A 13,817-nucleotide genomic window follows, 5' to 3' on the forward strand; every position below is an offset into this window, starting at 1 on the left:
CTTCACCGGCGGGAAGGTCGCTCACGGCGCGTCAGCGCTCGGCCAGGAAGCGCAGCGCGAGGGCGTAGCCCTGGACGCCGGCCCCGACGATGACGGCGGTCGCGATCGGGCTGAGGTACGAGTGGTGCCGGAACTCCTCACGGGCGTGCACGTTCGAGATGTGCACCTCCACCAGACCGGCGGTCAGTTCCGCGCACGCGTCCCGCAGGACGACGGAGGTGTGGGTCAGTCCGCCGGCATTGAGGATCACCGGCTCCCCCGCGTCGGCCGCGTCATGGATCCAGCCGAGCAGCTCGCCCTCGTGGTCGGACTGCCGGACCTGCACGTCGACCCCGAGCTCAGCGGCGGTGCGTTCACACAGCGCGACCAGGTCGGCGTGCGTGGTGGAGCCGTACACCTCGGGCTGACGCCTGCCGAGCCGACCGAGGTTCGGCCCGTTCACCACCTGGATCGTCACAGCAGCACCGTACCGGCGGTTCCGCCGGGCTCGCGCGAGATCGCGGAGTAGGCGGCGGCAAGCAGCGTCGGATCCGGGCCCTCGAGGCGGCTCGGCTTGGCGAGTCCGTCGAGGACGACGAACCGGAGCATCCCGGCCCGGTTCTTCTTGTCGGTCTGCATGCCCTTCATCAGGTCCGCGAACGCGTCCGCGTCGTAGCCGGTGGGCAGGCCGATCAGTTCCAGGATCGTCTTGTGCCGGTCCGCGGTGGCATCGTCGAGGCGACCGGCGAGACGACCGAGCTCGGCGGCGAACACCAGGCCGACGGACACCGCGGCACCGTGGCGCCAGCGGTACTTCTCACGACGCTCGATCGCGTGCCCGAGGGTGTGGCCGTAGTTGAGGATCTCCCGCAGGTTCGACTCCTTGAGGTCCGCGGCGACGACCTTCGCCTTGACCTCGACGGACCGGCGGATCAGTTCGGGCAGCACGTCGCCGGTCGGGTCGAGCGCGGCCTCGGGGTCGGCCTCGATCAGGTCCAGGATCACCGGGTCCGCGATGAAGCCGGTCTTGATCACCTCGGCCATGCCGGCGACGATCTCGTTGCGCGGCACCGTCTCCAACGTCGCCAGGTCGATCAGCACCGCGGACGGTTCGTGGAACGACCCGACGAGGTTCTTGCCCGCCTCGGTGTTGATGCCGGTCTTGCCGCCGACCGCGGCATCGACCATCGCGAGCAGGGTGGTCGGCACGTGCACGACCTTCACCCCGCGCATCCAGGTCGCGGCGACGAACCCGGCGAGGTCGGTCGCGGCGCCGCCACCGAGGCTGACGACGGCGTCGCTGCGGGTCAGGCCGATCCGGCCGAGCACCTCCCAGCAGAAGCCGGCGACCGCGAGATCCTTGCCGTCCTCGGCGTCGGGGATCTCGATGCTGTGCGCATCGATGCCCCGGTCCTTCATCGCCGCCTTGAGCACGTCCGCGGTCGCCGCCAGCGTCGGCTGGTGGATGATCGCGACGGTGCGAGTGCCGAGCAGTTCACCGACGATGTCGTCGAGCAGGCCGCGCCCGATGATCACCGGGTACGGGCTGGCCGTCTCGACCTGGACGCGCACGGGTTCGGTCACTGTCTGCCTCTTTCCTTCGGTGGTTCGAGTTTGGCCAGCAGCTGCTGCACCACCCGGGCGGGGCTGCGGCCGTCGGTGCGCATCCGGATGGTCGCGACCTCCCGGTAGAGGGGTCGGCGGCGGCGCATCAGGTCTCGGTACTTCTGTCGCGGGTCGCCGCCGTTGAGCAGCGGCCGGGTGGTGTTCGCCCCGGTCCTCTTGAGCCCCTCTGCGACGCTGATCTCCAGGTACACGACGGTGTGCCCGGCCAGCCGGGACCGGGTGGCGTCCGAGAGGATCGCGCCGCCGCCCAGGGACACGACGCCGTCCTGCTCCTCGAGCGCGCGCCGGACCACATCCTCCTCGATGGTCCGGAACGTCGGTTCGCCGTCCTCGGCGAAGATCTCCGGGATTGTGCGCCCGGTCTCGCTTTCGATCGCGACGTCGGTGTCGTAGATGTCCACGTCGAGCGCCCGGGCCAGGCGGCGTCCGATCGTGGACTTGCCCGCCCCCGGCGGCCCGATCAGGACCGCACGCGGAGTCACCGCGCCAGCCGCTCCCGCACGGCCGCGAGGTAGCCCTCGACGTTGCGCTGGGTCTCGGCGGCGGAGTCGCCACCGAACTTCTCCAGCGCGGCCTGCGCGACGACGAGCGCGACCATCGACTCGGCGACGACACCGGCCGCGGGCACGGCGCACACGTCGCTGCGCTGATGGATCGCGACGGCTTCCTCGCCGGTGGCCATGTCGACCGTGGACAGCGCCCTCGGGACGGTGGAGATCGGCTTCATCGCGGCACGCACCCGCAGCGCCTCGCCGTTGGTCATGCCGCCCTCGAGGCCCCCGGCCCGGTTGGTCGAGCGCAGCACGCCGTCGGGGCCGGGCCGCATCTCGTCGTGGGCGGCGCTGCCACGGCGGCGCGCGGTCTCGAAGCCGTCGCCGACCTCGACACCCTTGATGGCCTGAATTCCCATGAGCGCGGCGGCAAGTCGCGAGTCGAGACGGTTCTCGCCGCTGATGAACGATCCGAGTCCGACGGGCAGTCCCTCGACGATCACCTCGACGACGCCGCCGAGGGTGTCGCCGTCCTTCTTGGCCGCCTCGATCTCCGCGATCATCGCGGCCTCGGCCGCCTCGTCGAATGCTCGGACCGGGCTGGCGTCGACGCTCTCGAGATCGGCGGCCTGCGGTCCGGGACCGACGTAGGGCTCGGACGCGCCGATCGAGATGACGTGCGAGACGACCTCGACGCCGAAGACCTGGCGGAGGAAGTTGCGGGCCACGGTGCCTGCGGCGACCCGGGCCGCGGTCTCACGGGCGCTGGCGCGTTCGAGCACCGGCCGCGCGTCGTCGAAGCCGTACTTGAGCATGCCGGAGAAGTCGGCGTGCCCGGGCCGCGGGCGGGTCAGCGGCGCGTTGCGGGCCAGGTCCTTGAGCAGTGCCTCGTCGACCGGGTCGGAGGCCATCACGGTTTCCCACTTGGGCCACTCGCTGTTGGCGATCTCGATCGCAACAGGACCGCCCATGGTGCGGCCGTGCCGGACGCCGCCGACCATGGTGACGACGTCCTTCTCGAAGCTCATGCGGGCGCCGCGGCCGTATCCGAGGCGGCGGCGGGCAAGTTGGGTGGCGATCTCGTCCGAGGTGACCTCGACCCCGGCGACCATTCCGTCGAGCATCGCGACGAGGGCGGGTCCGTGGGATTCTCCGGCAGTTATCCAGCGCAGCACGCCGACCATCATTCCACGCGGCAACCACTGCAATGCACACCGGTCACAGAGACAACGAGACGAGCGTCGCCAGGCACATGGACGGCCCGTGAGGCAGGCTCGCCGCGCGGCTGCCGCCGATTCGCAGGACGACACCGGCGGCCGCCGTCAGAATCAGCGCCCCGACCGCGGCCGCGAGCCACACCCGCGCCCCGGCGACGCCGGTCACCGCGCCGAGACCGACCGCGAGTTTGACGTCGCCGCCGCCCATCGCCGCGGGCGCGACCAGGTGCACGAGCAGGTAGCCGCCGGCCAGCAACGCGGCCCCGACCAGCGCCGGACGCAGGTGGCCGGTGGCCGCCGCGACCGCGAACATCACCACCGAACCCGGCAGCGTCAACAGGTTCGGCAGCCGCCGCGTCCGCAGATCGATCACGCTGAGCCACCCGCACCACGCCGCGAGCAGCAGGAATCCCCCGATGTCCCCCATGACGGCAGCGTGCCATGCGTCGGCGCCGGCACCCCGGACGCGACCTGGGGTTACGCGCCGCCTGTGGATGAAAGCGGCGGCAGTACCGCGGCCATCGCCTCCCTCGGCGCCGGCCGTCCAGTGAACTGTTCGACCTGACCGAATGCCTGGTTGAGGAGCATCCGCAGGCCGTCGACGACGGTGCCGCCCGCCGCCTGGACGGCGGATGCGAGCGGTGTGGGCCACGGGTCGTAGATCGCGTCGAACACGACCGGGGCGTGCGCGACCGCCGCGGCGTACGGGGCCACGGCGGCGGCCGGGACCGTACTGACCGCGACGGCTGCGTCCCGGCACACGTCGGCGATGGCCGACTCGTCGAAGCTCTGGTGGCGGGCCCGCAGTCCCACCGCCCGCGCGCAGTCGAGGGTTTCGCCGGCCCGGTCGGCGGACCGCGCGACGACGGTGACCTCGACGGCCCCGAGGTCGGCGAGCGCACGCAGCGCGGGACGAGAGGTACCGCCGGCGCCGATGACCACGGCGCTCGACCCGCTCAGGTCGACGACTCCGACCTCGGCGAGCGCGCCGGCGACACCGTCGACGTCGGTGCAGTCGGCACGCCAACCACCGTCGATCCGGACCAGGGTGTTGGCCGAGCCGACCTGCACGGCCCGCTCGGTGCGTTCGGTCGCGTATGCGAGCGCCGCGAGCTTGCCGGGCATCGTCACCGACAGGCCGACCCACTCCGGTCCGAGACCGTCCACGAGCGCGGGCAGTTGCTCGCCGGTGCACTCGATGCGGTCGTACGTCCAGTCGGTCAGCCCGAGCGCCCGGTACGCGGCGAGGTGCAGTTGCGGGGACCGGGAGTGCTCGATCGGCTTGCCGAGGACCGCTGCCCTGCGCGGTCCGGTCACGCCCGAATTGTCAACGCCCACTGCTCAGGATCCCGCTTTCGACTGCCTTCTTGCTGTTCTCGAGATGCTCGGTGTAGCTCTTCGTGAACAGGGTGGTGCCCTTGTCGTCGATGGTGACGAAGTACAGCCAGTCCCCCGCCGGGGCGGTCTCGACCGCCTGCACCGCCGCGATGGAAGGCGAGGAGATCGGGGTGGCGGGCAGCCCGTCCTTGGCGTACGTGTTCCACGGCGTGACGGTGGCCCGGTCGACGTCGGTGGTGGCGAGTTCGGTGGTGTCGAGCGCGTAGTTGACGGTCGAGTCGAACTCCAGCCGCTGCGGCACGGCGAGCCGGTTGACGATCACCCGGGCCACCTTCCCGAAGTCGGCGGGCAGCGACTCCCGTTCGACCAGCGACGCGGCGATCAGCACCTGGTACGGGTTCAGCCCGACATTCGTGCCTGCGGTGGTGATGCCCGTCGCCTCGTACTTGGCGGCGCTTCCGCTGACCAGTCCGCGCAGGATCTCGGTGGGTGTCGCGCCGGGGTCGAAGTCCCAGCTGCCTGCCGCGATCAGGCCCTCCAGCTGGCGGTTGCGATCCGGAACGCCACGCACCTGCGCCAGCGCCCAGTCGGGGACGCCGAGCGCGCTCAGGTCGACGCCCGCGCCTGCCGCGTCGAGGTCGGCGACGCTGACGCACTGGAGCGCGCCGGACGCGGACGGCAGGCAGCTGGCCTCGGAGATCAGGGTGTAGATGCCGCGCTTGGTGGCGCCGGTCTTGACGTCCCGGGTGTCGTGCAGCTGCCGACCCTCGGAGATCACCAGCGACCCGACCCGCGAGGACGGGTCGACCAGCGCGCTGACCGCCTGGGCCGCGGGCAGCTTGGACTCGACATGGTAGAAGCCCGGCTGCAGCGAGTTCATCGACGCGTTCTTCACGGCCGCGTTGTAGAACGCGGAACTGCTTGCCACCACGTCCTTCTCGGCCATCTGAGCACCGATCTCGGTGGCGGTGTCACCGGCGCGGACCTCGACGACCACCTCCGGTCCGGCCTCGCCGTCGGCGTAGTCGGCGGGCAGGTCGGGCCCACCGAGCAGCCCCTTCGCGACGTATCCGGCGCCGGCGACGGCGGCCACCCCGACCACTGCCGCGGCGACGACGGTCGCCCTCCGCCCGCGTTTGCGGCGGGAGGCCGCGGCCTCACGGGCTCGGCGGGCGTCTGCACGGCTCACATACTGCCGGTGCTCGTCGGTCACTCGTGGTCCTCCGTCGACAAGTCCTCGGTCTGCGCCGTACGCAACACCGCGCTTCGCTGATCGAGCCACCCCTGGAGGATCGCGACGGCCGCGGCCTGGTCGATCACCGACCGCTGACCCTTGGCCTTGACCCCACTCTCGCGCAGGGCTCGCGACGCGGTGACCGTCGTGAAGCGCTCGTCGGTCATCCGGACCGGGACCGGAGCGATCCGGTCCCGGAGCCGGTCGGCGAATTGCAGGGCCAGACCGGCGGCGGCGCCGCGCTCCCCTCGCAGGGTTTGCGGCAGACCGACGATAACCTCGACCGCCTCGTATTCCTCGACTATCGCGACGAGGCGCGCCAGATCGCTGGTATCCGCCCTGCTCTTGGCCCGCGGCACGGTCTCCACCGGCGTGGCGAGGATGCCGTCGGGGTCGCTCGCCGCGACCCCGATCCGGACACTCCCCACGTCGATGGCGATCCGCCTGCCCCGGCCGGGGTCGTCGACGCCGGGCTGGTCGGCACGACCGGGCTCGGAGGCACCCGGTCCTTGCGCATCGGTCACCCGGCGAGCTCGGCGACGCGGGTCCGGACCGCGGCGAGCGCGGCGGGGATGCCGGACGCGTCGGCGCCCGCCCCCTGGGCCATCTCCGGCTTGCCGCCGCCGCGGCCGCCGATCAGCGGGCCGAACGCACCGACCAGTTCACCGGACTTGATGCCGAGGTCCTGCGCGGCCTTGTTGGCGCTGACGACGAACGGCACCTTGCCGTCGGTGGCGCCGAGCAGCACGACGACGGCCGGTTCGGTGCCGAAGCGACCGCGGATGTCGGTGACGAGGGTGCGCAGGTCGCCGCCGGAGACGCCGTCGGGCGCCTGCTCGGCGACCAGGAGCAGGCCCCCGATCCGCTCGGCCTTCTCCACGAACCCGGCCGCCGAGGCGAGTACCGCGGCCGCCTTGGTGGCCTCGAGTTCCTTCTCTGCGACCTTGAGCCGCTCGACGAGCTGCTCGACGCGGCCGGGCACCTCCTCGGAGGGCACCTTCAGCGCGGTCGCGACGCCGGCGAGCAGCGCGCGTTCCTTGGCCAGGTAGCGGTACGAGTCGAGGCCGACGAAGGCCTCGACGCGGCGCGCCCCGGAGCCGACGGACGACTCGCCGAGCAGCGTGATCTGGCCGATCTGTGCGGACGACTGCACGTGGGTGCCACCGCACAGCTCCATCGAGAACGGTCCACCGATCTCGACGACGCGGACCTCGTCGCCATAGTTCTCGCCGAACAGTGCCATCGCGCCCATCGACTTGGCCTTCTGCAGGTCGGTGACGAACGTGTTGACGGTGTGGTTGGCGGCGACGGCCTCGTTGGCGACGGCCTCGATGTCGGCGAGTTGCTGCGCCGACAGCTGGTTCTGCCACGCGAAGTCGAATCGCAGGTAGCCGGGCTTGTTCAGCGAACCCTTCTGGGTGGTGTTCGGGCCGAGGACCTGCCGCAGCGCCGCGTGCACCATGTGCGTGCCGGAGTGGCCCTGGGTGGCGCCGGACCGCCAGGACGGGTCGACCTGCGCGAGGATCGCGTCGCCCTCGGTGATCTGGCCCTCCTCGACGGTGACCCTGTGCACCCACACCTTCTTGGCGATCTTCTGCACGTCCCGGACCCGGACCTTGAGGCCGGGCGCGGTGATGGTGCCGATGTCGGCGATCTGGCCGCCCGACTCGGCGTAGAGCGGGGTGCGGTCGAGGATGACCTCGACCTCCTGCCCGGCGGTCGCGGTGGGCACCCGGACACCGCCCGAGATCAGCGCGAGAACCGTTGCTTCCGTGGTCAATTCGACGAAGCCGGTGAATTCGGTCTCGCCGCGGTCGACGAATTCCTTGTAGATGCTCAAGTCGGCGTGCGCATGCTTGCGCGCCTGCGCGTCCTCCTTGGCCCGCTTGCGCTGCTCGGCCATCAGCGAGCGGAAGCCTTCCTCGTCGACGGACAGGCCGGCCTCGGCCGCCATCTCGAGGGTCAGGTCGATCGGGAATCCGTAGGTGTCGTGCAGGACGAACGCCTCGTTGCCACCGAAGACCTTCTTGCCTGCGGCCTTGACGTCGTCGGCCTCGGCCTCGAACATCTTCGAGCCGGACGCCAGGGTGCGCAGGAACGCGGTCTCCTCGCCGACCGCGACGGCGAGGATCCGCTCGAAGTCGGACTCGAGGACCGGGTAGGACGGCGCCATGGTGTCGCGGACGACGGTGACGAACTCGCCCATGCTCGGCTTGTCGGCACCGAGGAGCTTCGCGGAGCGGATGATGCGGCGCAGCAGCCGGCGCAGCACGTATTCGCGGCCCTCGTTGCCGGGGTTCACGCCGTCCGCGATGAGCATCACCGCGGTGCGGGCGTGGTCGGCGATGACACGGAATCGGACATCGGCTTCGTGGTCGCTGCCGTAGGTGCGACCGGTCAGCTCCTCCGCCTTGGTGATGACCGGGCGCACCAGGTCGGTCTCGTAGACGTTGTCGACGCCCTGCAGCAGGAACGCAACCCGCTCGACACCCATGCCGGTGTCGATGTTCTGCTTCGGCAGCGGCCCGAGGATCTCGAAGCTGTCCTTGCCGCTGCCCTCGCCACGCTCGTTCTGCATGAACACGAGGTTCCAGATCTCGAGGTAGCGGTCCTCGTCGGCCTCGGGCCCGCCCTCGGCGCCGTACTCGGGACCGCGGTCGTAGTAGATCTCCGAGCACGGGCCGCACGGGCCGGGGACGCCCATCGACCAGTAGTTGTCGGCCATGCCCCGGCGCTGGATGCGCTCCTCGGGGATGCCGATCTCGTCGCGCCAGATGTCGCGGGCCTCGTCGTCGTCGAGGTAGACGGTGACCCAGAGGCGTTCGGGGTCGAAGCCGTAGCCGCCGTCGTCCTGGGAGTCGGTCAGCAGCGACCACGCGTGCTTGATGGCCCCGCGCTTGAAGTAGTCGCCGAAGCTGAAGTTGCCGGCCATCTGGAAGAAGGTGTTGTGCCGGGTGGTGACGCCGACGTTCTCGATGTCGCCGGTGCGCACGCACTTCTGGACACTGGTGGCGGTGGAGTAGGCCGGGGTCTGCTGGCCGAGGAAGAACGGCTTGAACTGCACCATGCCCGCGTTGACGAACAGCAGGTTGGGGTCGTCGAAGATCAGCGAGGCGCTGGCCACCTCGGTGTGACCCGCCTTGACGAAGTGGTCGAGGAATCGCCTGCGGATCTCGTGGGTCTGCACCTGGTTGCCCTTCGCGTGTCTACTGAATCTGTCGTCGATGTCGCCGCGTACGGCAAATCGACCCTTCACAAGCTTAACGTCAGCGTCATTCGAGTTCTTCTGCGCAGCCGCGCACCGGACGTGATCTGCACACTCGGTGGGGTGAAGATCACGTACCGGGGGGCGTCAGCCGCGGACGATCCGCCGCAGCTTGCCGACCCGCGCGCCGATCTCGCGTTCGGCGCCGTGGGTGGTCGGCTCGTAGTAGTCGACGCCGACGAGTTCGTCCGGCGGGTACTGCTGCGCGAGCACACCGTCGGTGGTGTCGTGCGGGTACTTGTAGCCGATCGCGTTGCCGAGTTTCTGCGCCCCGGCGTAGTGGCCGTCGCGCAGGTGCGACGGCACCGTCCCCGCCTTGCCCGCCCGGATGTCGGCCATCGCGGCGCCGAGGGCCGCGGTCACCGCGCCGGACTTCGGGGCGGTCGCGATGTGGATGGTGGCCTGCGCCAGCGCGAGCTGCGCCTCCGGCATCCCGACGAGCTGCACGACCTGCGCGGCCGCGGTCGCGGTCTGCAACGCGGTCGGATCGGCCATGCCGACGTCCTCGCTGGCGTGGATCATCAGGCGACGCGCAATGAACCTCGGGTCCTCGCCTGCGACGATCATCCGCGCCAGGTAGTGCAGCGCGGCGTCCACGTCGGAGCCGCGCAGCGACTTGATGAACGCACTGGTGACGTCGTAGTGCTGGTCCCCGTCGCGGTCGTAACGGACGGCGGCCTTGTCGACGCTGGCCTCGACCGCCTCCAGGTCGACCACCGCGCCGCCACGATTTCGGCCGGCGCCGCCGTCGCGATCGAGGACCGTCCCGGACGCGGCCTCCAGTGCGGTCAGCGCCCGCCGCGCGTCACCGCCCGCGAGCCGGACCAGGTGATCGGTGGCCTCCTCGGTCAGCGTGACCGCGCCGCCGAGTCCCCGCGGGTCGGTCACCGCCCGGTCGAGCAGTTGCCGGATGTCGCCCTCGGTCAGCGACTTCAGCTGCAACACCAGGGACCGCGACAGCAGCGGCGAGACGACGGAGAACGAAGGGTTCTCGGTGGTTGCGGCGACCAGCAGCACGATCCGGTTCTCCACGGCCGCGAGCAGCGCGTCCTGCTGGGTCTTGGAGAAGCGGTGCACCTCGTCGATGAACAGGACGGTCTGCTCCCCCGCCGTGAGCCGGCGGCGCGCCATGTCGATGACGGCGCGCACGTCCTTGACCCCGGCGGACAGCGCCGACAGCGCCTCGAACCGGCGGCCGGTTGCCCGGGAGATCAGCGACGCGAGGGTGGTCTTGCCGGTGCCGGGCGGGCCGTACAGCATCACCGACGCCGCACCCGACCCATCGACGAGACGGCGCAGCGGCGCGCCGGGACCGAGCAGGTGATCCTGGCCGAGCACCTCCCCGAGCGTCTCGGGGCGCATCCGGACCGCCAGTGGCGCGTCGGGCCGGGTCGGTGCGAGCCCGCCGGTGACGCCGCCTGCGCCCGCGGCCGGTTCCCGGTCCGTGCCCGGCGCCTCGAACAGGCCGCTCTCCTCGGCCGCGCTGTCGGACGGTCCCAGCCAATCGCTCACGGGCTCGAACCTACCCGGCTGGGCGCGGTCGGCGACCGGTGGGCGACCGCTGTCGGAACAGTGCGTGAACACCCGATCGGAACCGCCGCCAGCGATTGAACAACCGTCCAGCTTCGGCTGTCATCCAGTGATGCCCGCCTACGACGCACCCCTGTTCACCCGGCGCACACTGCTGCGCGGCTCGACCCTCGCCGCCGGCGCCGCACTGCTGTCGGGCCGGACGGCGGCCGCGGCCCCGGTCCCCGCGTTCGCGCACGGGGTCGCCTCCGGGGATCCGCTGCCCGACCGGGTGATCGTCTGGACCCGGATCACCCCGTCCCCGGAGGCCGTGCCCGGATCGGGCGCGGGGGCGCCGGTGCCGGTGCGCTGGGAGGTCGCCGCCGATCCCGGGTTCACCGCCGTGGTCCGGGCCGGCACCGTGACCGCGTCCCCGGACGCCGACCACACCGTGAAGGTGGACGTCACGGGGCTGACGCCGGCGACGGGCTACCACTACCGGTTCACCGCGCCCGACGGGACGCGGTCCGCGACCGGCCGCACCCGGACCGCTCCGCACGTCGACGCCGACGTCGCCCGGCTCCGGTTCGGCGTGGTGTCGTGTTCCAACTGGGAGGCCGGGTACTTCTCCGCGTACCGCCATCTCGCCGCACGCGACGACCTCGACGCGATCGTGCATCTCGGCGACTACATCTACGAATACGGCCGCGGCGAGTACGGCGCCCGCGGCGGATCGGTGCGACCGCACGATCCGCCGCACGAGATCGTCTCCCTCGCGGACTACCGGATCCGGCACGCGCAGTACAAGACCGACCCGGACCTGCAGGCGCTGCACTCCCGGCTGCCGTTCATCGCCGCCTGGGACGACCACGAGACCGCGGACAACGCCTGGGTGGGTGGCGCCGAGAACCACACGCCCGCGACCGAGGGGAACTGGGCGAGCCGTTACGCCGCGGGCAGACGCGCCTACCTGGAATGGATGCCGGTCCGTGTGACCCGCGCCGATCAGCCGCTGTACCGGCGTTTCCGGTTCGGCCGGCTCGCGGAACTGTCGATGCTCGATCTGCGCAGCGACCGCGACGAGCAGGTGCCCGCCACGTCGGCGGCCGTCGACTCCCCCGACCGCAGCATCACCGGCCGCACTCAGCTCGACTGGCTCACATCCGGGCTGGTGACGTCCCCGGCGCACTGGCGGCTGGTCGGCAATCCGGTGATGATCGCACCGGTCCTGTTGCCCCCGTTGGATGTTCGCACGACCGAGGCCCTGACCGACGCGGTCGGGCTGCCGAGCGCCGGACTGCCGTACAACGCCGACCAGTGGGACGGGTACACCGCCGACCGGCGTCGGCTGTTCGACGCGCTCGCCGCGGGCGCGGTACCGAACACCGTCTTCCTGACCGGGGACATCCACTCGTCGTGGGCCGCGGAACTCCCCGTCGATGCGGCGGCCTGGCCCACCGGCCTCACCGTCGGCACCGAGTTCGTGGTGCCGTCGGTGACGTCGCCGAACATCGACGACACGCTCGGCGTGCCGCCGCGGACCGCGTCACCGGCCGTCGAGGCCGCACTGCAGGCGACGAATCGGCACCTGCGTTACGTGGAGCTGGATTCGCACGGCTACGGAATCTTCGATGTGGACAGCAGGCGCGCCCAGATGGACTGGTATTTCCTGTCGGACCCGGTCGATCCCGGCGCGACCGCCCGGGTCGGCGCCAGCCTGGCGGTCGCCGACGGCACCCAGCGACTCTCCCCGGCCACGCCGCTGCCCTGACCGGCCGGTCCGGCCGAAGAACGGACGGGGTCGCCGGCTCGGGTGAGCCGGCGACCAACGTCGGACCTCAGGTCCAGACGTCCACGAGCCGTTCGGCAACGTCGTGGGCGTGGTCGGCGACCGCGGCCACCTGGGCGTGCTCGGCGAACTCGCCGAGTGCCCGCCACCGCGCGGTCAGCGCCTTCGACCGCGGCGCCGACAGCTGGTGCTCGCGGACCGCGGCGATGCGGGTGTGGTCCTCGGGCAGGAACCAGTAGGTCGACAGCCACACCCACACCAGCTGAGCCTCGAGGAGCCGGGAGTAGAGGGTGCGGTCGTCGGCGAGCTGCGGCCACATTCCGACGACCTCGGCTCGCCATGCCTCGATCATCGCCAGCGACCTCTGGGTGGACAGTTCGAAGCTGCACAGGCAGCCGGGGAACGAGATCAGCGCGTACGCGAGGTCGAGGGTGGCGTCCCGGAATCCGCCCCACTCGTAGTCGAGGAACCGCACGCCTTCGTCGTTGACGATGATGTTGTCCGGGCACAGGTCGGACGGGCTGAACGCGCGGTGCCGGCCGCCGTCGAACAGGGCGGTCGCCCGCTGCGCGATCTCGAAGACCTCGGGTGCCACACCGACGCCGAGATCGCGGTCCAGCATGCCGGGCAGCTTGGGAACGGTGGACGTGACCTGGCCGGAGACGGCGTTGCCGAGCTGCGCGACACCGGATCGGCGCAGCAGCGCGGTGAAGTCCTCCTCCCGCCCGACGGTCGCGGCGTGCATCCGGCCCATCGACTGGGCGAGGGCCATCAGCGAGTTGGTCACGACGGACTCGTCCTGCCGCACGAGCAGCCGCGCGAGTGGGGTGGCGTCCCCGAGGTCGGTGAGGATCAGCAGGCGGGCGGACAGGTCGTAGGCGATCAGCGACGGACCGGGCCGGGTGTCGGTCGCCAGCGCGGTCGCGAACTGGTACGACACCGCTTCGCGCAGGAATGCGGTGTCGGCGACCTCGCCGCGCACGTCGTCACCGGGACCGGCCGCGCCGCCTTCGAACGTGCCATCCGGGTAGACGGCGACGCTGCGCGCGTGCGCGACCTCGGAGAGCTCCCGAACCTGCTTGATCACCAAGGTTCGGGGCAGCGAGAACGGGTTCGCGGCGCACCGGACGCGCAGCACGACGGTGCGGCCGCTTCCCCCGAGATCGACGGGATCGACGAGGGTCACCGGTGCGCCGGTCCGGCGCTCGAGCAGCCGTTCGGCTGCGGCAACCACTTCTGAAACTGGATCAGCCAAGAGTGCGGTCATAGCGACACACAACCTACCCGTCCGAAGTGACACCGTGGGTGCACTCGTCGATGTCGATGACACCCGTTACCGCATTGCTCCCGAGCCGACCAGCAGGAACGG

General features: G+C 71.2%; 11 protein-coding genes and 1 pseudogene. 1 reads left to right on the plus strand and 11 read right to left on the minus strand.

Annotation, left to right across the window (positions count from 1 at the left end):
• Positions 1-31: 31 nt before the first annotated feature.
• From aroQ to ACWDU4_RS16565, 10 genes and pseudogenes are all read right to left on the minus strand, one after another.
• Positions 32-457: a type II 3-dehydroquinate dehydratase gene (aroQ, locus tag ACWDU4_RS16520; RefSeq protein ID WP_450114993.1), complete on the minus strand. Its 426-nt coding sequence runs from the start codon at positions 455-457 to the stop codon at positions 32-34.
• Positions 454-1,563 carry a 3-dehydroquinate synthase gene (aroB, locus tag ACWDU4_RS16525; RefSeq protein ID WP_450114994.1) on the minus strand — a complete coding sequence of 370 codons (1,110 nt, stop codon included), beginning with the start codon at positions 1,561-1,563 and terminating at the stop codon, positions 454-456. The genes aroQ and aroB overlap by 4 nt, the downstream gene beginning before the upstream one ends.
• On the minus strand, positions 1,560-2,087 hold the full coding sequence (locus tag ACWDU4_RS16530) for a shikimate kinase (protein ID WP_450114995.1): 528 nt from the start codon (positions 2,085-2,087) through the stop codon (positions 1,560-1,562). The genes aroB and ACWDU4_RS16530 overlap by 4 nt, the downstream gene beginning before the upstream one ends.
• Entirely contained in the window at positions 2,084-3,271 is a 1,188-nt protein-coding gene (gene aroC, locus ACWDU4_RS16535; protein ID WP_450115065.1) for a chorismate synthase, read from the minus strand. Before aroC ends, ACWDU4_RS16530 begins: the two co-directional genes overlap by 4 nt.
• A gap of 43 nt (positions 3,272-3,314) precedes the next feature.
• Positions 3,315-3,740, minus strand: coding sequence for a prepilin peptidase (locus tag ACWDU4_RS16540; protein WP_450114996.1), 426 nt, complete (start codon positions 3,738-3,740; stop codon positions 3,315-3,317).
• A gap of 50 nt (positions 3,741-3,790) precedes the next feature.
• Positions 3,791-4,630: a shikimate dehydrogenase gene (locus tag ACWDU4_RS16545; protein ID WP_450114997.1), complete on the minus strand. Its 840-nt coding sequence runs from the start codon at positions 4,628-4,630 to the stop codon at positions 3,791-3,793.
• A 10-nt stretch (positions 4,631-4,640) separates the two neighbouring features.
• A pseudogene (locus ACWDU4_RS16550) lies at positions 4,641-5,837 on the minus strand (endolytic transglycosylase MltG); the annotation flags it as partial.
• Positions 5,838-5,860: 23 nt separating this feature from the next.
• Positions 5,861-6,409, minus strand: coding sequence for a Holliday junction resolvase RuvX (gene ruvX, locus ACWDU4_RS16555; protein WP_450114998.1), 549 nt, complete (start codon positions 6,407-6,409; stop codon positions 5,861-5,863).
• Positions 6,406-9,072, minus strand: a complete 2,667-nt coding sequence (gene alaS / locus ACWDU4_RS16560) for an alanine--tRNA ligase (RefSeq protein ID WP_450115066.1) — start codon at positions 9,070-9,072, stop codon at positions 6,406-6,408. Before alaS ends, ruvX begins: the two co-directional genes overlap by 4 nt.
• 165 nt (positions 9,073-9,237) lie before the next feature.
• Entirely contained in the window at positions 9,238-10,662 is a 1,425-nt protein-coding gene (locus tag ACWDU4_RS16565) for a replication-associated recombination protein A (RefSeq protein ID WP_450114999.1), read from the minus strand.
• 130 nt (positions 10,663-10,792) lie between these two features.
• Here ACWDU4_RS16565 and ACWDU4_RS16570 point away from each other — a divergent pair, with 130 nt between their 5' ends.
• Positions 10,793-12,430 carry an alkaline phosphatase D family protein gene (locus ACWDU4_RS16570; RefSeq protein ID WP_450115000.1) on the plus strand — a complete coding sequence of 546 codons (1,638 nt, stop codon included), beginning with the start codon at positions 10,793-10,795 and terminating at the stop codon, positions 12,428-12,430.
• Positions 12,431-12,497: 67 nt separating this feature from the next.
• Here ACWDU4_RS16570 and ACWDU4_RS16575 read toward each other — a convergent pair whose 3' ends face one another.
• The gene (locus tag ACWDU4_RS16575; RefSeq protein WP_450115001.1) at positions 12,498-13,715 is read right to left on the minus strand and encodes a kinase; all 1,218 of its coding nucleotides are present in this window, start codon (positions 13,713-13,715) and stop codon (positions 12,498-12,500) included.
• Between the last annotated feature and the right edge of the window lie 102 nt (positions 13,716-13,817).

This window comes from Rhodococcus sp. NPDC003348 (genome assembly GCF_053589375.1).